Raw genomic sequence first — 22,334 nt, forward strand, 5'->3', positions numbered from 1 at the left:
CTCGATGGCCAGCGGCTACGCCGGCCTGGACAACGAACTGTTCTACCTGGACAAGACCATGATGGTGTTCGGCGACGCTAAAAAGGTCATCGAAGACATGGTCAAAGCCGTCGAGTAACCCTCTGCGCAACACTGAAATGACGCGCCCTCCCCTATCCTGCGAACGTTATGCTTTCGCAGGACAGGGGTGAAGATTTATAGACGAACGCTGGCAAAGGTTGACTCGTTACGTGCCTGGCTCAACGCTGACATCGAACCGGCCAGCGGCGACAGCACCAATGCTTGCGGCAACGGCATCATCGCCACCTGCTGCGTGGTATTGGAGCCGACGCGCTCGTCACGCGGCGGAATGCCGAAGTACTCGCGGTAGCACTTGGAGAAGTGCGGCGTGGACACAAAGCCACAGATCGACGCCACTTCGATGATCGACATCGGCGTTTGCTTGAGCAACTGGCGCGCGCGGACCAGGCGCAGTTTCAGGTAGTAACGCGACGGCGAGCAGTGCAGGTACTTCTGGAACAGCCGCTCCAGCTGGCGACGGGACACGTCGACATACACCGCCAGTTCGTCCAGGTCGATCGGTTCTTCGAGGTTGGCTTCCATCAACGCGACGATTTCCTGCAGCTTCGGTTGATTGGTACCGAGCATGTGCTTGAGCGGCACGCGCTGGTGATCCTGTTCGTTGCGGATGCGCTCGTAGACAAACATTTCCGAGATCGCGGCGGACAGTTCACGCCCGTGATCGCGGCTGATCAGGTGCAGCATCATGTCCAGCGGCGCGGTGCCGCCAGAGCTGGTGAAACGGTTACGGTCGAGGGTGAACAAGCGGGTACTCATTACTATCCGCGGGAAAGCCTCCTGCATCGCCGCCAGGCACTCCCAGTGCACACTGCAATCGAAACCATCGAGCAGTCCGGCGCAAGCCAGGGCCCAGCTGCCGGTGCAGACCGCACCGAGTCGGCAGGCCTTGCGGGCCTGGCCTTGCAGCCAGGATACGTGTTCACGGGTAACGGTGCGCTGAATGCCGATGCCACCGCAAACGATGATCATGTCCATCGGCGGGGCTTTGTGCATGGAAGCGTCAGGGGTGATTTGCAGGCCGTCACTGGCCCAGACCTGGCCGCCATCGACGGTGAGGGTGGTCCAGCGATACAGCTCGCGACCGGACAACTGGTTGGCCATGCGCAGCGGTTCTACAGCGGACGCCAGAGAAATCAGCGTGAAATTGTCCAGCAACAGAAAGCCGATGGATTGAGGCGCACGGTTCTGGGGTTGAGCCCCGGAGTTGAACGTCGTCATCGCGATATCTCCTCACACAAAGCGGGTGATTGGCCTCAGGCAAAGGCTCTTTTTATACCCCCATCCAAAAGTGGGTGGGTTTGTTCCTATTCAACCTGCAAAGGTCATACCCAATTACCTATGTTTGAACGGATCCAAAAACGACATCACCCAATGTCTCTACGCTGAGGGTTTGCAGGGCGGGAGCCATAAGGAAAACGCTTGATTTTGAGCCCGTGCTTATCAACCTTGTGCACATTCGTAGCACATGCGCGAGAGATGCCTATAAACGACGACTTATTTGTCACCGACACTCACATGTCGGTTTTTGAAAACAATAATGACCAGTGCCCCGATTTTGGGCTGACACAAGCGTCATGCGCTATAAAAGTGATCTGCGACCGGTTGAATCCACAACCCATAGCTGCCTTTCAAAAGTGGTTGAAGTTCGGCCATCAGGATGACCGTTCAGCCTTGCAGATAAGCCGGCAAGCCTTACCTGCCCGATTGCCGGGTAAGCAAGTGGATTAGCACATCATCGTCGATTTCGAAGACCACTGATTTTGCGTCGATTTCCGTTAGGAACTCACGACTACTCACTAACGTCAAAAGGCGACCTCTGATGAGGCCGCCATTTTTCAGCTGATTTGATCAGTTGCCGTTTGGCATCGACAAGTTGATGCCTTCTTTTTTCAGGGCATCACGCACGGTTTGGAATTTCTGGTACTGCGACAGCTCGATCGGCCCGTCATAACCCATGCTTTGCAATTTGCGTGGCGGGTAATCGACGTAGGTTTTCATTAGCTTCATGATCGCCGCCGAGATCGGCACCATAGTCCAGGTACGCTCAGTAAAGTTGTTCATGAAGAGGTCATAGCGCTCCTGCGGGTCTTGCCACAAATCAAAGACTTGCGGCACGGTGGCCACGTATTTTATTGCGCCTTTCCATCCTAGATTAGTGTCCACGGCCAGACCACCGGTTGCCGCGCCATCATCGCCGCGCAGGTTGAACACGGCCTTATAGTTTCCGACACGGGCCGCACCCGGGGACAATTCGTTCTCAGTGAAATAGAACCACTCCTTGCGCGGTGAAGGGCCGTTGCCAGTGAGTACTGGCGTCATATCATAACTGTCGAAGAGGATTGGCTGACCCTCGCGATCTTTCTCGGGCAACTTCACGCCAGCCACAGAGGCGAACGTCGCCATCAAATCCAGGCCACCGAGAATCTCGTGGTTTTTCGTGTCCGGCTTGATCTTGTCTGGCCAGACGGCAATGGCTGGTACCCGATTACCCCCCTCACGCACTGTACCCTTGGTCCCGCGAAATGGGGTGTAGCCGGCATCCGGATAAACATCCTGCCAGGCCCCGTTGTCAGTGGTGTAAACCACCAGCGTGTTTTTATCCAGGCCGAGTGCCTTGAGCTTGTCCATGATGCGGCCGATGTGAGTATCGAGTTCGACGACAGAGTCGGCGTACTTGGACTTGGACATGGACTTATGAATGAACTCCGGTGCTGGCATGTTCGGCTGGTGCACTTTCATGAAGTTGACGTTGATGAAAAACGGCTTGTCCGATTTGGCCGCGGTGTCTAGAAACTCCAACGCAGCTTTTTCGACATAGTTGTCAAAGAACGGTATGCCGACCACGCCAGGTTTGCCGTCCACCACAGGTGTGTCCACGTACTGACCATTGACCTTGAACTCTTCGACCGGCTTTTCACCTGCCTTGCCGGACAACGCGCCTTTGGTGACCTTTTCAAACATCGCACGGGTTTCCGGATCCATGTCGGGGAACCATGTCGGGTCTGCGTAGGTGTAGGCATTGAGGTGATACAGGCCGACGTATTTCATCACGTCATAACCTTGAGCATTGGGAAGGGCATAGTCGGCTTCACCCAAATGCCATTTGCCAGTGAAATAAGTGTCGTAGCCACCGGTTTTCAGCACCGATGCCAGCGTCCATTCGGCGGCGGGCAAGCCACCGCCCTGGCCCTGGAAGGCCACGGTGGTCATGCCGCTACGATTGGGGATGCGCCCGGTTTGCATGGCCGCCCGACCAGGCGTGCAGCTTGGTTGCGCATAAAAAGAGTAAAAAGTAACACCTTCTGCCGCCAGCTCATCAATACTGGGCGTAGGCATGCCGCGACCAACCCCACCGCCGTAGGGACCCAAGTCGCCATAGCCGGTGTCGTCGGAGACGATAAACAGGATATTGGTTTTTTCCGTTTGAGCGGCGTGAGCAAGCCCGTTCAATGACAATAGTGCAGCAAACACGACAGACAGCTTGAAACGATCCGATAGCTTGTCCATACCAGCAATCCTCGTTGTTTCATTGTGTTGGCAACCTGGTGATGAGTGCACAACTACATTGACACTTGGTGCGTTGACCACCGAGTAATTAGCCTAGGTATTGAGTACAGAATCATTTCCCCCTTGCTACATGACCATGCACAAGTTAAGGCGCAGGATAGAGTTTAGTGCGGTTTTTCAGATGTACGTGGTGAGTGCTCTGGCTGTATCAATAGAAGTTTTCTGAAGAAACCTTCTTCTGTTTCGGTCTAATAAAGTTTAGGGATACTCCTTTCAATGGAGAATGTTTCGCCCCGTTGTAGAGGGGGACGACTGATCGATGGCTCAAGGGAACATTAGTTGATACGAGTTAATCCGACTGGCCGGAGACAGTATTTTTCCCCGTCGAACATAGTTCAGATACCTGATCTAAGCTCATTGGCGGCAGGGTCATCCTCAGCCTTGTAACCGCGACACAACAACCCAAGCTCTCAATTTCGAGAAAGGAGTTGGTAGTGAACAATGGCGTTCGACTTGTTCCTTTCATTACCTTTGCGGTGGCATGGCCCGAAATTAGCCTCGCTGCCGATAGTCAGGCCGAGCTGGCCAAGCAAACGCTGAATCCCGTCGCCGCACTCTACAGCGTACCTATTCAGTACAACTGGAACCAAAAACTCGGCCCGAGCGGTGAGGGCTACCAAAGTGTCACCAACATCCAGCCAGTGCTGCCATTCAGTATTAATGACGAGTGGAACCTGATCTCCCGAACCATCCTGCCGATCATTGATCAGCATGGTCTGGTACCTGGCGGGCAGGCGGACAAATCCGGTATGGGAGATGTGACCCAGAGCTTCTTTTTTTCACCCAAGCAGCCGACTTCCAGTGGCTGGATTTGGGGGGCAGGACCGGCCATTCTGGTTCCGACCGGCAGCGATGAGCTTTTGAGCAGTGAGCAATGGGGGTTGGGGCCCACAGTGGTGGCCCTCAAACAGAGCAATGGTTGGACCCGCGGCATTCTGGCCAATCACATCTGGTCGCTGGAAAACAGCCCGCCCGATGACAAGGACAAGGTCAACGCGACTTTCCTGCAACCTTTCTTCAGCTACACCACTCACACCTACACCACCTTCGGCATCAACACCGAATCCACCTATGACTGGCAGACCCGCGAATGGTCAGTGCCAATCAACCTGTTCGTCACCCAGTTGTTCAAAGTGGGGCATCAACCCATGACCCTGCAAGCAGGACCACGCTATTGGGCAGACAGTCCGAAAGATGGTGCCGAGGGTTGGGGATTCCGGGTGGCGTTTACACTGTTGTTTCCCAAGTGAGTGCCAAAGCTCAATGGAGCATGTTAAGCGTCTGCTTTTGGCCGGTTTCTGCCTGTCGCCACCCGCAGCAACAGGTATCTGTCCAGGCACCTTTTAAACACCGCCATATTGATACACCGTCGCACTCCAATACTGGCTGCCGTTACGTTTTTGGCGAACCCATCCATCTGCCACCAGTTGTTTGGCGATCATTCGATTCATAAAGCCATGACCGAGCAGCAGAACCGGTCCTTCGCTGGCAAGGGAATGAAGTCGTCGAGCTGCCGTGCTGGCGCGCATCCTCGCAGTGCAGGCGGATTCGACTCTGCGTGAGTAGCCGCATAACCATAAGACTCGAAGGATAAATGCCCATGTAAACGGCGATAGCCGTGGCAGTTTCCAGTGACCGTAAGGCAGTTGCGCTTCACAGAAAAGCGCGTCGACAAGGGCGGGCTTCAGGCCAAGAGCCTGGACGGAGGTCAGCGCACGAGGCGCGCTGCTTGAGACAATCACCGTGGCGGTTGCGGCGAGCTGCATGCTGGCATCCGGGACGGGTTGGTTGGTAATTTCGGATTGGTTGTATTGCTCGATCTGGAAGAAGTGCGGTTCCGGGAACTTAAGGTTTGACTCTCGAACCAATCGGGATCGCGGTACCACGCCACCGTGTCGGTGATTGTCAGCTCTAGCGCCCGGAATCTCAGGCCAAGCTCCTGTTCACTTTTGCTGTGGTTGAAGCAGGTGCGGTCCTTCTCCGCGACTATCGCCATAAATGGGGCATTACACCCACCCAAACAGGCGTTTACCACCAAACTTGAGGAATATTCCCCACTCCCGCTTCTCTGGCTTAAAACACTTTAGAAACAGATTGTTAATTAGATTGAATTTTTTCTTCGCCCTACAGTAATGGCTCATTAGTTGCACCCCCCCCCTGGTACCCGTAACAGCTGTCGCCCCGGATTTGGAGACGACGGGGCATCACGCGTGGGGTGAAAAATGAAACGCACTACTCCATCTTGCGACTCCTTCGGCTTGCTGCGCAAATCAAGCCTGCATTGTGCGATGTTCCTTACCTTGGCCACGGCAGAAGCCGCGCCGCTGGATGATTTCGGCCCGCCACCACCGACGGACCCCTCGGCGTTTACCAATCCGCCGGCCGACCCCAAGGCTGCGCTGGATGCCATAGAGGCCATGCCACCCGCCAACACGGGCGCCTACGCCCTGCCCAACGGCGTGTTCGGCACTCGCACCACACCAACGGTCGACAACGTGCTGCCGCCAAACTTGCAAACTTCCTTCAAAATCCCCACCAACGGCAAGCCCAGCCCGTTGTTCGGGGCCCAGCCGTACACTCAGCAACTGCTGCTGTTCGAAGAATTCGGCACGGAAAAACTCGACCCGACACTGCCGGCACCGCCCCTGACCTTCCCGGTTCCGATCGTCGGCCCGGCGCCCACGCAGGACCCGAACAACATCGCCCGCAGCGGCCCTTCGGCCGCGGCGCTGGAAGCCTTCATGCGCCAGCCGGGGCTGTACCCGTTTCCGTCGCAGTTTTCCAACGTGCTGGACCGCAACCCGTGGAAAGCGCAGATCGAAGCCTTCCTCAACCGCCATCCGGTGGGCTCGCCGGCCGAAGGTCGTCCGCCAGGAAAAGGCTGGTCGCACCAGCGCTGGAACGAGTTCTACCCACAGGTCGCCTTCAAGACCGCTCAAGCCGGCGCCAAGCTCAACGGCGGCATGCGCGACCGCCGACAGTTGCACAACTACGCCGTCGGTGAGTTCGGGCCGGGCGGGCTCTACAACCAGACCTCGGACAACCCGATCATCGCGGGCACCACCAAAGGCATCGACACCCGCTTTCACCCCAACATGCCGATTCAGAACCACAAGGCGCTCTGGACCTTCGACGGCACCTTTCCGCCAAAACTGCTGATGGTGCGGTACGGCCAACCCGTGCTGATGCGCCACTACAACGCCCTGCCGATCGATCCGTCGGCCAACATGGGGTTCGGCCTGCACACCCTCAGCACCCACGAACACAATGGCCACTCCCCGGCCGAAAGCGATGGCTTTGCCAATGCGTTTTTCTTTCCGGGGCAGTACTACGACTATCGCTGGCCGATCCAGCTGGCCGGTTACGACAGCATCAACACCAGCGCTCAGGATCCGCGCGCGGCGTTCCCCTGCGCGCCGGGTGAAACCCTGTTCGTCAACGATGCCACGCCGGGCCTCAAGACGTGCAACAACGGCAGCATCAAGATCCGTGGCGACTGGCGCGAAACCATGAGCACCCACTGGTTCCATGACCACATGCTCGATTTCACCGCGCAGAACGTCTACAAGGGCAACGCGACGATGATGAACTACTACAGCGCCCTGGATCGCGGTAACGAAGCGTTTGTAGACGGCGTCAACCTGCGCCTGCCCAGTGGTTCGGCATTGCCCTGGGGCAACCGCGACTACGATGTGAACCTGACCGTGGCCGACAAGGCCTGGGATACCAATGGCCAGCTGTGGTTCAACCCGTTCAACACCGATGGTTTTCTCGGCGACCAGATTCTGGTCAACTGGCAGTACCAGCCGCGCCTGAACGTGCGGGCGCGCAGCTATCGATTCCGTATCCTCAATGGCTCGGTGTCACGTTTCTTCAGGATCGCACTGGTGCGTGAAATCATCGGCACCGGTGGCGAGTTCCCCGGCCCGACAGGCTCCGGCCTGTCCTACACCCGCGTGCCGTTCCACTTGATCGCCAACGACGGCAACATAATGGAACACGCCGTGCCATTCGACGGCAGCATGGACCTGGACGCCGACGGCGATGTGCAGGACCACAACGCCATCCTGCCCAGCATGGGCATCGCCGAGCGTTTCGACATCATCATCAATTTCTCGAAACACGGGATCAGGACCGGCGACAAGCTGTACTTCGTCAACCTGATGGAGCACCACGACGGCAAGGGGCCGGAGGCTTTACCGCTGAGCCTGGCCGATGTCCTGTCCGGCAGGTACAAGGCGGTGCTCAAGCTGGGCAGCAAAGGGCTGGAGTGGGACGCCGGCGATCCGGTGGTCGGCAAGTTCATGCAGATGGTGGTCCAGCCTTATGCCGGCCAGGACGTGAGCATGAACCCCGCCGACTTCGAACCCGCCAAGCCGGGCAAGCCGGTGGGTAAAAGCATGATCGCGCTGACCCTCAACCGTGACGACCCGGCGGTGCAGGCCAAGCTCAACGCCGCGCGGCATCGCGAGTTCACCTTCGGCCGCTCCGACGGTACCGACGAAGAACCCTGGACCATCAAGACCGACGGCGGTTTCGGCTTCCAGATGGACCCTCGAATCATCAGCGCCGCTCCGCAACTGGCCACCGGCCCGACCCCTGCCGGCTTCTCCGGCGACGGCACCCTGGAAGTGTGGAAAATCAGGAACGGCGGCAACGGCTGGAGCCACCCGGTACACGTGCACTTCGAAGAAGGTATCGTCCTCAACCGTGACGGCAAGGCGCCGCCGGAATGGGAAAAATGGGCACGCAAAGACGTCTATCTCATCGGCGAAGGCATCGACAGCTCGCAGGACGTGGACATTGCGATCCGCTTCCGCGAGTTCGCCGGGACCTACCTGGAGCATTGCCACAACACTCAGCACGAGGACACCTCCATGCTGCTGCGTTGGGATGTCGAGCACCCCGGCCAGTTCCAGTTGATGCCAACCCCCCTGCCCGGCTGGGACGGCGTCACCTACGTCAATTCCGCGGCGCTGCCGACTTTCCGCACTGGCGATAGACGTGAAGAGGACGGCGATAACCAAAAACCGATTGCCAACCCCGACAGCGCCATCAGTAACACCGGCCAACCGGTGATCATCAACGTACTGGCCAACGACACCGACCCTGACGGTAACGTGCCACTCAAAGTGGTGGGGTTGGAGCAACCGGACTCCGGCAAGGGCGTGGTCAGCACCGATGGCCTGCGTGTGACCTATACACCACCGGCCACGGTCCCCGCGCCATTCACCGCGACCTTTTCCTATAGCGCCAGCGATGCCAGGAACGCGGAGTCGGAACCGGCGATGGTGTCCGTGGCGGTCTCGGCAGCGATCAACGAGAACCTGATCGTCACCAGCGCGACCGTCACCGCCCGCAGCAACAGCCGCTGGTATTGGGTCCTGTCCGGCACCACCTCCCGTGGCACGGGCAATACCATCACGGCGACGGCCACGACCACGACCGGTACGGTGAACCTTGGCGCCGCCGTCCTGACGCAGACACCGACAGGCGCGCGCTGGAACATAGCGGTGACAACCGCCGGCAGTGGCCCGTCGCCTAGCCCGACGGCGACCATCAAATCGGCCTTCGGCAAAACCGTGACGGTGCCGATAAAGGCGAACTGAGTACAACCTGGCTTTAGCAATGAGGGCCTCCTTGAGGCCCTCTTGCTACAAGCAAAACGAATCTGCCTAGGTTTTAAAGCGCGCCACCGTCTGGTGCAGCGCTCCAGCCATCTGCGCCAGCTCCTGACCGGCTGCGTGGGTATGTCGGGCACCCAATACGATCTGCTCGGACAAGTCACGAATGCCCACCAGGTTGCGGTCCACCTCACGCGCCACCAGGGCCTGCTCCTCCGTGGCACTGGCGATCAGCAGGTTGCGTTCATTGATCTGCGAGATCGACCGGGTGATCTCCTCCAGTGCCTCGCCGGAGCGTTGCGCGACTTCCAGGGTCGTCTGCACCAGGTGACCGCTGCTTTGCATTGCGGTCACCGCGTGCCCGGTATCGAGCCGAATATTGCCAATCATCTGCTCGATTTCCTGGGTCGACACATGAGTGCGATGAGCCAGCGCCCGCACCTCATCGGCGACTACCGCAAAACCACGCCCGGCATCACCGGCACGAGCCGCTTCAATCGCTGCATTGAGGGCCAGCAAATTGGTTTGCTCGGCAATGCTGCGAATCACGTCCAGCACCGCACTAATGTCTTGCACACGTCCGGCCAATTGCTGAACACGTTCAGAGGTATCCATCATGCCGTCCGCCAGCGCACCTATCGAGGCCACCGTTTCCTGAACTTGCTCGCGGCCGCGTTGTGCGGTCTGCTCGGAAACCCGGGACGCCTCGCTGGTGCTGACGGCATTGCGTGCGACCTCGTCGACGGCCGCCGTCATCTGATTGACCGCCGCCGCAGCCTGTTCGATCTCCAGGCCCTGAAGTTGCAAACTGCTGCTGGTCTGACTGCTGACCGTGCTCAGCTCTTCCGACGAACTGGCCACCTGATCGACCGACACGGCGATGTGCTTGACCATCGCGTTCAAGCTTTGCTGCATCCGGTGCATGTTCATCATCACGCTACCGTCGGCATTTGCATTCACTGGCACTTGAATCGTCAGGTCGCCCTGCGCGATTTGACTCAAGACCCGCGCGGCATCATCGGGCTCGCCACCCAAGGGCCGGGTGACACTGCGCGTCACGATGACCGCCGCGGCGATGACCGAGGCCAGGCAGAATACAAGCAGCCCCAACATGTTCAGATACGCTTCTTCGTACAGGGCCTGCGCCGATCTTTCACGATCGGCGAAGATCTGCCCCTGCAGCGCCATCAAGGCGTCCAGACTTTTATAAACCTGCTGTTCGGCGGGAACGACGTGCTGTTTCAACTGCGCCATCGCGGCATCAAAAGCGCCTTGCCGGATCAACACCTGCACCTGGGTGAATGCGTCGACGTAAGCCTCGCGATTCTTTTTCAGGGCAGCATAGGCGGTCTTGCCTTCCGGCAGATCGAACAGCGGCTCGAGGGTTTTCAGTGCCAGGCTGATACGCTTTTTGGTGGCATCGATGGCCTCTTGCACTTGCTGATTGTCTTTGTCGATCAGCAAGTCCCGGGTGTTCCTGGCGTTGTCCCGTACACCTGTGGCAATGACCATGATCGGATCGATTTTCGGCCAGTCCCGTTTGACGATCAGCATGGCCTGTTCCTTTAGCGTTGCCAGATCGTGCAACGCATACAACACCAAACCTGTCAGTACCAAGGGCGCAATTGCAAAGCCGATGACGATACGTTGTGCCGTGCTCAACCTGGCCATGTCATATGCTCCCTGATTAACTCCCGCCCGACCCCCGGCACATCTGAAAACAGCATGTACTCACAAGCCTTCGATTCACCCTGCCCCGGTCGCTTTAATGTCCGCGAATATAGTGTTCCAGTTGCCGGATCAGTTCGGCCTGCTCGACGATGGCTTCTTTAACCAGATCACCAATCGACAACAGGCCAATCAGTTGGTCGCCCTCCACCACCGGTAGATGGCGCAGGTGACTGTCGGTCATGACCGCCATGCAACGCTCAATACTCTGCTGACTGTCTGCTGTCACCACGGGCGCGCTCATGATGGCCCGGACCGGCGTACCGACCGAAGAGCGCCCCTGTAGAACGACCTTGCGCGCATAGTCGCGTTCGCTGATAACGCCGACCACCTGCCCCTCCTCCATGACAGGTAACGCACCGACATTTTTTTCGGCCATCATCTTCAACGCTTCAAGCACCGTCTGGTCTGGCGCGATGCTATGCACCCGTCGGTTCTGCACGGCCTTGAGCTTGAGCAGTTGTGCGGCTGTTTTCATACGAGCCTCCGATACTGTTTGTCATTGATCATCGACTCCGCCGGAGCCAGGCATGAATCATTAATTGAGTGAGCGTTCAGACCGCGTCGAAATCCATGTGGTCAGGCCACCGCGACCTCCACCTGGCCTCCGTTGAGGCGCACAGGCCAGACCCGCAGGCGCTGCTGCGGATACTCCAGACAACTGCCGTCCTCAAGGCGGAAATGCTGTTTGTAGAGTGGCGAGGCAATCACCAGATCGCCCTTGATGCTGCCGATCAGCCCGCGACCGATGACATTCGCCCCGGATTGCGGGTCATGATTATCGATGGCATAGAGGGTCTTGCCTTCGGCAGCCGGCAGGTAGAACAGCGCCACTTGTGCACCGTCCAGCCAGACGACGACGCCTGAGTTACTCACCAGATCATCCTGGCTGCACACCGCTTGCCAGGCATCGGGATGGACCAGGGAGGAACTGGAATAGGCTCGCTGGGTATCGGACTGGCTCATCAGACAATCTCCTCAATGACAGGGATAAGGTGGAGTTCAGCGGCCATGATCGGCCGGCGCTGACCGCGTTCCTGGACAAAATGGATATCCGGGTCCGGGCGTTGATCGTTGACGAAGGTACGGAAGCGCTTGAGCTTTTCCGGGTCTTTAAGGGCATTGGCCCATTCGCACTCGTAGCGGTTGACCACCAGTTGCATCTGCGACTCGAGCTCCTCACCCAGCCCCAGGCTGTCGTTGATGATCACGTCCTTGAGGTAGTCGAGGCCGCCTTCCAGGCTCTCGCGCCAGACCGAGGTACGCTGCAACTTGTCGGCGGTGCGGATGTAGAACATCAGGAAGCGGTCGATGTAACGAATCAGGGTCGCGTCATCGAGGTCGGTGGCAAACAGCTCGGCGTGGCGCGGGCGCATGCCGCCGTTACCGGCCACGTAGAGGTTCCAGCCTTTCTCGGTGGCGATTACGCCCACGTCCTTGCTCTGCGCCTCGGCGCACTCACGGGTGCATCCGGAGACGGCGAACTTGAGCTTGTGCGGCGAGCGCAGGCCCTTGTAGCGGTCTTCGATGGTCAGGGCCATTTGTACGCTGTCCTGTACGCCATAACGGCACCAGGTACTGCCGACACAGGACTTCACCGTCCGGGTCGATTTGCCATAGGCGTGCCCGGTCTCAAAACCCGCTTCAATCAGCTCGGCCCAGATGTCCGGCAACTGATGCAACTGAGCGCCGAACAGGTCGATGCGTTGCCCGCCGGTGATTTTGGTGTAGAGGTCGTATTTCTTCGCCACCACGCCAATCGCGATCAGCTTGTCGGCGGTGATCTCACCGCCGGGAATACGCGGCACCACCGAGTACGTACCGTTTTTCTGCATGTTGGCCATGAAGGTGTCGTTGGTGTCCTGCAACGGCACCAGCGACGTGTCCATGATCGGCTGGTTCCAGCACGAGGCGAGGATCGAGCCCACCGCCGGTTTGCAGACGTCGCAACCGGTGTGGCCACGGCCATGTTTGGCCAACAGTTCTTCGAAGGTGATCACTCCCTCTACCCGTACCAGCGCATAAAGCTCCTGACGGGTATAGGCGAAGTGTTCGCACAGGCTCTTGTCGACACTGACGCCGCGGGCAATCAGCTCATGCTCGAACACTTGCTTGAGCAGGCCGGCGCAACCGCCGCAGCCGGTGCAAGCCTTGGTCTGCGACTTGAGCTGGCCCAGGTCCGTACAGCCGCCGTCGATGGCCGAACAAATGGAGCCCTTGGTGACGTTATGACATGAGCACACCGTGGCCGACTCGGGCAGCGCACCCGGGCCCAGGGTCGGCGCGCCTTCGGAGGACGGCAGAATCAGGCTGGCCGGTTCCGACGGCAAGGCGATGGCGTTCTGCATGTATTGCAGCAGGGTGTCGTAATAGCTGTTGTCACCGACCAGCACTGCACCGAGGACGTGTTTGCCACTCGCATCCACCACCAGGCGGCGATAGCTGGCGCTGGCTTCGTCGATGAATTGATAGCTGCGCGCGCCCGGGGTGTTGCCGTGGGCGTCGCCGATGGAGCCGACATCCACCCCCAGCAGCTTGAGCTTGGTCGACATGTCGGCACCGGTGAACGGCTCGGCGACTTCGTTGCACAGACGGGCCGCGACGCTGCGCGCCATCTGGTAGCCCGGTGCGACCAGGCCGAACAGGCTGCCGTTCCATGAAGCGCATTCACCGATGGCGTAGATGTTCGGGTCGCAACTTAGGCACGTGTCGTCGATCACCACACCACCGCGCGGACCGATCTCCAGCGCGCATCGACGAGCCAGCGCGTCTTGAGCGCGGATACCGGCGGAAAACACGATCAGGTCGGTTTCGAGGAACTCGTCATTGGCGAAATTCATGCGATAGCGGTACTGCTCGCCCGCACTGATCGATTGCGTGGCGCGGGACAGGTGTACACCGACGCCCAATCGTTCGATCTGCGCCTTGAGCGCCTGGCCACCGAGGTCATCCAGCTGTACCGGCATCAAGCGCGGCGCGAATTCCACCACGTGGGCTTCAAGGCCCAGGCTCTTCAACGCGTTCGCGGCTTCCAGCCCCAGCAAGCCACCGCCGACCACCACGCCGCGCCGGGCATTGGCCGCCGCAGCCCGAATGGCATCGAGGTCTTCCAGGGTGCGATAGACCAGGCGCGATTCACCTTCGGCGCCTTCGATTGGCGGAACGAACGGATAAGAACCGGTGGCCAGAACCAATTTGTCATACGAGACGCAACCTTGCGAGGTGACCACCTGGCGACGGACGCGGTCGATTTCCAATACCGGCACACCCAAATGCAGCGTAACGCCGGGCGTCTGGTAAAGCGACGCATCGGACAGCGCCAGCGACTCGGCATCACGACCGGAGAAGTACTCGGAAAGATGCACACGGTCATAGGCGCGCATCGGCTCCTCACTGAAGACGTGCAGCCGGTAATGGTCAAGCGCTCCCCGCTCGATCAGCTGTTCGACACAATGATGTCCGACCATGCCATTACCGATCACGATCAGCGTTTGCATCTTGTTCAACGTGGCAACATTGGAATTCATAGAAAGCACCCAGCCCGAGCCAATCACGGTTTTAAAAGCAAAAAAAAACGCCTGAAACCTTTCGGTTCCAGGCGTCTTTGCCTGTTCTTTTGCGGTGTTCAAACCAGGCATCTATGCCTGATCCACCGATGCTGCCCACGACCTGTTCGGCCAATCGATCGTCGTTGACCGAGGGGGCTGTCCACACGAATGCGTTCCAGGTGGACCTGAAGTCAGCCTTGCAGCCTTTGTGCCAGCCAGCGACACAGAGACTTCAACTATCTGGAAACACTGACTTTTGAGCCTGAGGGGATTGTCACGACGCTGGAGCTACCGCAGGCGATAGCGCTTTGCGGCGCTTCCGACTGGTGCACGTTGTTAGGCATGACGCTTTATAAAAGTGCATGGACCGTTCGATTCCACAGCTTGTCAGCACTGAAGCCTCGATCTGCTTTTCCTGTCAGCCCTGTCATGTCGCCGTCACATCCACCAATCACAATGGGATCAGCCAAATGGATTTGGCCCATCTACAGAGAGCTTGGCCGACGCCGGGCTTTTTCATTGCTACGACGACATGCTTTTCACGAAACGCTCACAGAATGGAGCGCAGATTGGAAGCACAAAAGGATTTGACCCCAAACAGAAGGCCCGCCATTGCGCGGGCCTTTTGCTGCCTGCATTGAGCGCGTGATGAATCGATTTCAACCGGGATTCAACCGCTTCATAAAGTGAAACTGGCGGCCAGAAGCAGAACTGACAGCGAACCCGGCCGATACGCAACGGTCATAACAGCTGATGGCAGCGCAAATGATCAGTGGCCCCCGGGCCGGCTTCATTCACGAGCGAGGCCTGCAATTCACACATTTCAGGGCGCGCCGGATAACCTCAGTGGATTCGGTTCCTGCATGACGCAGGCACTTGCCGCTGCTCTCATCCCCTGCTCCCTCAGCGGAGTACGCAAATGACTCGATCAATGCAGTTCTTCCTGTCGTTCTTCCTCGCGATTGCAACATTGGCATCGGCCGGTTTCCTGAACAATGCCGCAGCGGCCACCGCCGAGGATCTGAATGCCGACGCTCGGCAAGCGTTGCAGGCGCTCTACAAGACCAATCCATTCTCCGAAACCATCTCGCACCAAGCCAAGGCTGTGCTGGTCTTCCCGAACATCATCAAGGCAGGACTTGTATTCGGCGGCAGTTATGGCGAAGGCGTTTTAATGAAGGGCACGAAAGTCGAGAACTACTACAACTCCGTCAGCGGTTCATGGGGGCTGCAGGCCGGCGCCCAGTCGTACGGCTATGTGGTTTTCCTGATGACCGATAAAGCCGTGGACTATGTAGCCAAAACCAAGGGTTGGGAAATCGGTGTAGGGCCAACAGTTGTGTTTGTGGATGAAGGGGTTGCGAAGAACCTGTCCAGCTCGACGCTCAAAGACGACGCCTACGCGTTTATCTTCGACCAGCAAGGGTTAATGGCGGGGGTCAGTATCGAGGGAACGAAGATTTCTCTGATCAAGCGCTGAAGTCACCGTCTGACTGGCCATCGGGAGCGTGATGGCGGCCTATGCCAACCCGGATGGGGGTCCCCTTTAGGCTAGGCTGTCCTCACTCCTGGCGCACAGACGCACCTGATGATTGGGAAGCCATCTGGACGAGCAAGGCTGTTTCGACCGTTCATTGATCCAGGTCTAAACATTGAATGACCGAATCCTGATAATGACTTTTCAGTTTTAGGTAGGCCTTAAATGACTTCACAGCTCTTCCAGGTTCACGGCCTCGTGAGTTTTACCCTTGCCATCCTCCTGCTTTTCCTCGGCAAAACACTCGTCCAGCACAACGCCTTTCTCCGTCAATACTGTATCCCCGAATCGGTCGTCGGCGGCTTCGTCTGTGCGGCGGTTACGTCCTTGCTTTACTTTGGCCTGAATATCCAGATCGAATTCGATCTGCAAGTTCGCGACACCCTGCTGCTCTATTTCTTTGCCGGCATCGGCTTGAAGTCGGACATGCGCCAACTGCTCAAGGGGGGGCGCCCGCTGCTGATCCTGCTGTTACTCGCCGCTGTGTTCATTCTGCTGCAGAACTCGCTGGGCATGGGCGTGGCCGAGGCTTTTGGGCTTGATCCCAAGGCGGGCTTGATGGTGGGCTCCATTTCCCTCACGGGTGGGGTGGGCACGACCCTGGCCTGGGCACCGCTCTTCGTCGAAAAACTGGGCATCGGTAACGCCCACGAACTGGGCATCGCCAGCAACACCGTCGGCCTGATTGCCGCTTGCGTCATCGGCGGCCCTATCGCCAACCAGCTGATACGCCGTTATCAACTGACGCCGTCCAGGGATGCGGAGCTGGAAGTCGGCATTCTCGAGCAACAACCGAGCAAGGCGCTGGACTACTACGACGTGCTCTGGGCCTGGATGTGGCTCAACCTGACCCTGATGCTCGGCTATGGACTCAACCTGCTGCTGGTCGATGCAGGCATCACCCTGCCCAAGTTTGTCAGCTGCCTGTTCGCGGGCATCGTCATTCACCACCTCGTTCTGGCCTTTGTCGGTGACCAGCGACTGAAAACCTGGAGCGGTGCCAGCCTGGGCCTGTCGCTGATCTCCGATATCTGTCTGGGCATGTTTTTGACCATGGCCCTGATGGGGCTTCAGCTATGGCAACTCAGCGGCGCGTTGATGTTCATTCTTTGCGCATTGACCCTGCAAATCCTGCTGACGGTCGCCTATACGTATTTTGTGGTCTTCCGCTTTATGGGGCGCAATTACGAAGCCAGCGTGATTGCTTCCGGGTTCGGCGGGATTGCCCTCGGTTCCACGGCGACGGCCATCGTCAACATGTCGACCGTGACGCAAAAGTACGGCGCGGCGCACCAGGCCTTCCTGATCGTGCCGCTGGTGTGTGGCTTTTTCATTGACCTGGTCAATGCCGTGATCATCAGCATGTTCAGTGGTCTGTAGCGACCTCGGCCCGGCTCTCGGACGGCCGGACACACCGAACTTGGGAAAGCGGACGAAAGGAGCAGCAGGATCGATGCCGCAAGGATAGGCTCAGAGTAAGAGAGTGCCCCAGCCCTGATCCGGCCAGGTACGATCTCAAATGCGCCTCTTGCTACAGGGGAACCGGGATGACGGGACACACTGTGCGCCAATGCTCGTCATGGATCCTGCTATCCCTGCTCGCCGTCGATCTGGCGCTGATAGCCGGCTGTTCAGGCAAAGCCAGTACGGCTCAATATTCAGCCCCCAGCGTCGGCTCGACCTGCTATGCAAAAGCCCTCCCCACTGTCGGCGAAGGAGGCCTCGCCTGGGGCGACACCCTGGACATGGCTCGCCAGAAATCCCTGAGTAATTGCATACGCTATTCCGGCCGATCCGGCGGTACGCCAAGTACCTGCAAAGTGGTGATGGCGGAATGTAAGCATTGAAAGAGCGGTTTTTCATTTCTGCGCCGCTTTTGCATTTCTGTGCGACAGATCCCACTTCAGGGGCTCCCGTTTCACACGCTCGCGGTGTTAGCTTTGAGATGTTTCTGATCAGTCGATCAGATATTTCCTACGAACCGCCTGCAAAGGAATGCCCCCAGCAATGGATTTCTCACTCAAGCACCTGGCTGCGACCACCCTCATGCTCGCCAGCCTTTCGTCGTTCACCACCGCTGCCCACGCCAACATCACCCCGCAACAGAACGCGATCATCCTCAAGACCTTCAGTGATGCATCGGTCAAGGATTTCAGGCAGTTCCTGGGAAGCCTGGCCAAGAGCGATATCGCCAAGACCGACGACCTCGGCCCGGCCATCCGTGCCTTCCTCGACAACAAGACGCTTACCGCCGGGCAACAAAACGAAATCCATCGTTTGCTCGGCCTCTATGCCCGGGTGAAATACGGCAGCGCGGCCACCGAAACCCTGAAGGAGCTGGTGGCCATTCCGACCGTGCGCGTGGACGGTGTCGACCAGCACGACAATCCCGAATTCCTCAAGATTGCCGAGAAGATCAAGGGCCTGGCCCAGGCGTTCAACCTGAACTTTCGCAACGTCGACAACCGCGTCTACGAGATCTCCCTGGAAGGCAGCGGCGATGAAGTCGTGGGCATTCACGCCCATGCCGATGTGGTGCCGGTGACGCCGGAAAACTGGGTGCTGCAGGACGGCACCCGCCTTGATCCGTTCAAGGTCACCCTGATCGGCGATCGCATGTATGGCCGCGGTACCGAGGATGACAAGAACGGCATCGTGGTGGCGCTCTACGCCATGAAGATCATCAAGGAGGAGAAGCTGCCGCTGGCCCGCAACTTCAAGCTGCTGGTCGACACCACCGAAGAGACCACGGGCGACGCCATCCCCTACTACTTCGAACGCAACCCCACACCCAACTACAACCTGGCGCTGGATGGCGGCTACCCGGTGGTGATCGCCGAGAAAGGCTACGGCACGGTCATGGCCAGCTTCGCCAAGCGCACCGCGCAAGGCAAGGGCGCAGAGATCACCTCGATGACTGGCGGCCTGGCCACCAACCAGATTCCATCGACATCGGTTGCGACCCTGGTGACCGACAAGCCCGCCGAACTGGCCGCCAGCCTGCAAAAGGCCGGCACCGAGTATGCCAAGCGCAACGGCGGCAACTTCGCGGTCGCCGCCAAGGTCGACGGCAAGGACGTCAAACTGACGGTCACCGGTGTGTCCGCCCACTCCTCCGAGCCCGAGTCCGGCGTCAACCCGGTGGCCAGGATGCTCGACTTCATCAATGGCCTCGACGGCAAGGTCGCGCTCAAGCACAACCAGATCACGGACGCCGCCCGCTACGCCGCCGACAACTGGGGGCTGGATTACCTGGGTGGCAAGTTGGGAGTCGGTTTTTCCGATGAATTCATGGGCCCGCTGACCACGTCCCTGACCTATGTCGGGATGGATGACAAAGCCTTCAAACTCGCAGTCAACCTGCGCGTGCCGAAGGGCAAGACGCCGGATGTGCTCAAGTCCGAAATCGCCGCAAAGCTGGACGCCTGGAGCAAGAAGACCAGCATCGCACCAACCTTCGACCTGTCGATCGCCGAACCGATGTACCGCAACCCCGAGGGTGAATGGGTCAAGGCCTTGCTCGCTGTGACCAGCGAAAACCTCGGCATGGAACACAAGTTCGGCACCTCCGCCGGCGCCACCTCCGTGCATGAACTGCCCAACGGCGTGCAATTCGGCCTGGCCATGCCGGACGTCAAATACACCGGTCACAACGACAACGAGTTCAAGACCACCGAGCAGTTCCTGCTGGACTTGCAGATCGTGACCGAAATGATGGGCCGCATCGGGCAATTGCCGAAACTTTGACCCCCCTTCGGACCCGCCACCCTGGCGGGTCCATTGCTCCCAAATCACATGCCGGCCCCTGTAGGAGCGAGCCTGCTCGCGAAAAACCAGAGGACGTCGCGGTAAGTCTGGTTTCCCGCGTCATCGTTACCCCCCATCGCGAGCAGGCTCGCTCCTACGGGTCGATTTGATCCAGCACCCGATTCGCCGTGATCTCCGCCAGCATCACGCTGTTGGAAATGCCCAGCAGCGCATTGCGCGCCCCACCGTCCAGGTGATCCACCAACTGATGGACCATCACATCGACCGACGCGAGGGTTTCGACCAGATAAACCATCAAGGTTTCGGAACTCGCCTGCGGGTCCACGGTGAACAGGGTACCGGGTGTGCGCGGTGTGGCTTTGATATCGGCAATCGAGGGGATGTGAAAATCGGGGGCGGCTTCGTTGAGCCTGGTTGAGTCGGGTTCAGGTGGGGAGACCGGATCGGCCTCCGGTGGGTTTGGCGTTACCTTGAACATGATCTTCAATTCCTGAGTGATGCGGTCACCGCTTCGCGACTAAACGAAGGGGTGGCAGCTGTACGCAGGTTAGTCGACCGGGGAATTGAAGAAGCCGGCGCACCCGAAGGTGCCCTGCGCACAGCCACCATCAAATACAGGTGTAAATACCTGTCTGACGGACACTTGTGCGACTTCAATTACCACCAGGCGACTAAACCCGATCACTGATGGGCAGTGACACGAATCAAGTTACCGACGGCCTGCGAGGCGCACAAGCCGGCGGATTCTGGCGTAACCGTAGGCAACGGCGCAAGGTCTTGTAGCTTGCATGAAGTAACCTTAAACGCCTTTAAACAAACGCTCTCCGGCGATGTTGAGTGACATGGCGCACTTGCCCGGATTGATGAATAAACCTCATGACCCCTTGCCGATTTACCCGTCTAGTGCTCATCCGTTAGCTCGCTTACTGTTTCCCCCGCGGTCCTGCACCCAGCCGATACCACTGACGTGCAGCCTGACCATCAAAAGCGGGAATTTGGGGTGAAACCATCCCGCCCGTTGTGCGCTCGTTCCTGACGGCCCACGACCTGAGAGGGAAAACCATCATCCCCTTCAACACCCACGGCGGCTGCCTCGCAGTTGGCCGACCCGCCTTTAGGAGCAACATTGATGAATCCCTTGATCGCCCCATTGGTGGCCTTATCGCTCATGGCCGGGGAAGCCTGCGCCCAGTCCTCCAACGAGATCCGCATTACCCACGCCGGCTCCCAGCCCTCCATCAAGGGGGCTGCGGAAAACTTCACCGGCACGGTTCGGGTTGATGGCCTGTTCAAGGGGGATTCCCCTGCTCGCATCGGCGGTGGCACGGTGACCTTCGAACCCGCCGCACGCACGGCCTGGCATACCCATCCGCTGGGGCAAACGCTGATCGTCACCGCCGGAGTCGGCTACGTGCAGCAAGAGGGCGGCCCACGTCAGGAAATCCGTCCGGGCGACATTGTCTGGATCCCGCCGAAAACACGTCACTGGCATGGCGCGACGGCCACCAACGGAATGACTCACATCGCCATCGCCGAAGCCGAGGACGGCAAGGCTGTCACTTGGGCGGAAAAAGTCTCGGATGCGCAGTACGAAGGTCAATCGCCCGCGCAGGGCTTGTAGCTGTTTGTTGTAGATCAACCTCAATCGAGCACCGCCTGCCAGGCAGTGATGAGCAATGGATGGAGCTTTCACGATGACCACTGATACACCGATTGCACATCGCAAGACCGGTGCCCTCCCCGCGCTGATAGCCCTGTGTCTGGGCCTTGGCTTGATGTCGGGTGTGGCCACTCAGAACGCCGAGGCATCGCAACCCATGACCAGCACACAACCTGCGGCACAAACGCTGTCGGCCAGGCAACAGGCCATTCCACTGATCGCAGCGTTCATGGCAACCAGTGACATGCCCAGGCTCAACGCTGCCTTGAACCAAGGCCTGGACGCCGGCCTGACGGTCAGCGAGACCAAGGAAATCCTGGTGCAGCTCTACGCCTATGTCGGCTTCCCCCGCAGCCTCAATGCGTTGAATGAACTGATGACGGTGGTGCAAGCGCGCAAACAACGCGGCATCCAGGATGCGCCTGGACGCGAACCCAGCCGTGCCATTGCAACCGGTGAGGCATTGCTCGCAGCAGGAACGGCCAATCAAACCCGAATTTCCGGTGGCCCGGTCAAGGGGCCGGTGTTCGATTTTGCCCCGGTCATCAACCCGTTTCTGCAAACCCACCTGTTCGGCGACATCTTCGAGCGCGACAACCTCGACTGGCAAAGCCGCGAGCTGGCGACCGTCGGCGCTCTGGCCGCAACGCCGGGTGTGGAGTCGCAGTTGCGCTCGCACATGCGGGCGAGCCTGCGGGTTGGGTTGAGCGTGGAGCAATTGCGCCAAGTCATCGAGGTACTGGCCGAGCACGGCGATGAACAATCCGCCAAACGTGCAAGCACTGCCCTGACACAGGCACTTGCTGCCTCGGGAGGTTGAA

17 protein-coding genes and 2 pseudogenes are annotated in these 22,334 nt (G+C 58.8%); 10 read left to right on the forward strand and 9 right to left on the reverse strand.

Annotated elements, in window-relative coordinates:
- A partial coding sequence (locus PSJE_RS26765) for an NAD(P)(+) transhydrogenase (Re/Si-specific) subunit beta (protein WP_141201491.1) occupies positions 1-118 on the forward strand: 118 nt, incomplete at its 5' end.
- Between the two features lie 77 nt (positions 119-195).
- Here the strand turns inward: PSJE_RS26765 and gbdR are convergent.
- Both gbdR and PSJE_RS26780 read right to left on the reverse strand, forming a co-directional pair.
- Positions 196-1,299, reverse strand: coding sequence for a choline metabolism transcriptional regulator GbdR (gene gbdR, locus PSJE_RS26770; protein ID WP_090455992.1), 1,104 nt, complete (start codon positions 1,297-1,299; stop codon positions 196-198).
- Positions 1,300-1,929: 630 nt separating this feature from the next.
- Positions 1,930-3,588 (reverse strand): arylsulfatase, encoded by a 1,659-nt coding sequence (locus PSJE_RS26780; RefSeq protein ID WP_057714255.1) that lies wholly within the window; start codon positions 3,586-3,588, stop codon positions 1,930-1,932.
- Positions 3,589-4,112: 524 nt separating this feature from the next.
- Here PSJE_RS26780 and PSJE_RS26785 point away from each other — a divergent pair.
- Positions 4,113-4,898, forward strand: a complete 786-nt coding sequence (locus PSJE_RS26785; RefSeq protein WP_057716590.1) for a hypothetical protein — start codon at positions 4,113-4,115, stop codon at positions 4,896-4,898.
- A 93-nt stretch (positions 4,899-4,991) separates the two neighbouring features.
- Here the strand turns inward: PSJE_RS26785 and PSJE_RS26790 are convergent, their stop codons facing one another.
- Positions 4,992-5,468 carry a histidine phosphatase family protein gene (locus PSJE_RS26790; protein WP_208601475.1) on the reverse strand — a complete coding sequence of 159 codons (477 nt, stop codon included), beginning with the start codon at positions 5,466-5,468 and terminating at the stop codon, positions 4,992-4,994.
- Positions 5,387-5,635: pseudogene (locus PSJE_RS31805) on the reverse strand (hypothetical protein); the annotation flags it as partial. The pseudogene PSJE_RS31805 and the gene PSJE_RS26790, both read right to left, overlap by 82 nt.
- Before the next feature lie 235 nt (positions 5,636-5,870).
- Between PSJE_RS31805 and PSJE_RS26800 the strand changes: the two are divergent.
- Positions 5,871-9,257 (forward strand): Ig-like domain-containing protein, encoded by a 3,387-nt coding sequence (locus PSJE_RS26800; RefSeq protein ID WP_090455999.1) that lies wholly within the window; start codon positions 5,871-5,873, stop codon positions 9,255-9,257.
- Positions 9,258-9,323: 66 nt separating this feature from the next.
- Here the strand turns inward: PSJE_RS26800 and PSJE_RS26805 are convergent, their stop codons facing one another.
- The 4 genes from PSJE_RS26805 to nirB form a co-directional block, all read right to left on the reverse strand.
- Positions 9,324-10,943, reverse strand: coding sequence for a methyl-accepting chemotaxis protein (locus PSJE_RS26805; RefSeq protein WP_090456001.1), 1,620 nt, complete (start codon positions 10,941-10,943; stop codon positions 9,324-9,326).
- Positions 10,944-11,037: 94 nt separating this feature from the next.
- Positions 11,038-11,478, reverse strand: coding sequence for a CBS domain-containing protein (locus PSJE_RS26810; RefSeq protein WP_090456003.1), 441 nt, complete (start codon positions 11,476-11,478; stop codon positions 11,038-11,040).
- 101 nt (positions 11,479-11,579) lie between these two features.
- Positions 11,580-11,966 carry a nitrite reductase small subunit NirD gene (nirD, locus tag PSJE_RS26815; RefSeq protein ID WP_090456004.1) on the reverse strand — a complete coding sequence of 129 codons (387 nt, stop codon included), beginning with the start codon at positions 11,964-11,966 and terminating at the stop codon, positions 11,580-11,582.
- Entirely contained in the window at positions 11,966-14,527 is a 2,562-nt protein-coding gene (gene nirB, locus PSJE_RS26820; RefSeq protein WP_090457926.1) for a nitrite reductase large subunit NirB, read from the reverse strand. Before nirB ends, nirD begins: the two co-directional genes overlap by 1 nt.
- A gap of 940 nt (positions 14,528-15,467) precedes the next feature.
- Between nirB and PSJE_RS26825 the strand changes: the two genes are divergently transcribed.
- The 4 genes from PSJE_RS26825 to PSJE_RS26840 all read left to right on the forward strand — a co-directional run bounded on the left by PSJE_RS26825 (position 15,468) and on the right by PSJE_RS26840 (position 19,832).
- Complete coding sequence (locus tag PSJE_RS26825) at positions 15,468-16,028, forward strand: lipid-binding SYLF domain-containing protein (protein ID WP_090456006.1); 561 nt, start codon at positions 15,468-15,470, stop codon at positions 16,026-16,028.
- A 222-nt stretch (positions 16,029-16,250) separates the two neighbouring features.
- On the forward strand, positions 16,251-17,465 hold the full coding sequence (gene gltS / locus PSJE_RS26830) for a sodium/glutamate symporter (RefSeq protein ID WP_090456008.1): 1,215 nt from the start codon (positions 16,251-16,253) through the stop codon (positions 17,463-17,465).
- 167 nt (positions 17,466-17,632) lie between these two features.
- Positions 17,633-17,932, forward strand: a complete 300-nt coding sequence (locus PSJE_RS26835; RefSeq protein ID WP_090456009.1) for a hypothetical protein — start codon at positions 17,633-17,635, stop codon at positions 17,930-17,932.
- Positions 17,933-18,092: 160 nt separating this feature from the next.
- Positions 18,093-19,832, forward strand: a complete 1,740-nt coding sequence (locus PSJE_RS26840) for a dipeptidase (protein WP_090456011.1) — start codon at positions 18,093-18,095, stop codon at positions 19,830-19,832.
- Positions 19,833-19,986: 154 nt separating this feature from the next.
- On the opposite strand, the gene PSJE_RS26845 is transcribed toward PSJE_RS26840, so the two are convergent.
- A complete protein-coding gene (locus PSJE_RS26845) occupies positions 19,987-20,331 on the reverse strand; it encodes a DUF6124 family protein (protein WP_090456012.1) in 345 nt (114 codons plus the stop codon).
- 515 nt (positions 20,332-20,846) lie between these two features.
- On the opposite strand from PSJE_RS26845, the pseudogene PSJE_RS31810 reads away from it, so the two are divergent.
- The 3 genes and pseudogenes from PSJE_RS31810 to PSJE_RS26855 form a co-directional block, all read left to right on the forward strand.
- A pseudogene (locus PSJE_RS31810) lies at positions 20,847-20,942 on the forward strand (flavodoxin); the annotation flags it as partial.
- 40 nt (positions 20,943-20,982) lie between these two features.
- Positions 20,983-21,474: a (R)-mandelonitrile lyase gene (locus PSJE_RS26850; RefSeq protein ID WP_090456014.1), complete on the forward strand. Its 492-nt coding sequence runs from the start codon at positions 20,983-20,985 to the stop codon at positions 21,472-21,474.
- 73 nt (positions 21,475-21,547) lie between these two features.
- A complete protein-coding gene (locus PSJE_RS26855) occupies positions 21,548-22,333 on the forward strand; it encodes a carboxymuconolactone decarboxylase family protein (RefSeq protein WP_090456016.1) in 786 nt (261 codons plus the stop codon).
- Position 22,334: the final 1 nt, after the last annotated feature.

Origin of the sequence: Pseudomonas jessenii (assembly GCF_002236115.1) — a bacterium.
Lineage (GTDB): Bacteria > Pseudomonadota > Gammaproteobacteria > Pseudomonadales > Pseudomonadaceae > Aquipseudomonas > Aquipseudomonas jessenii.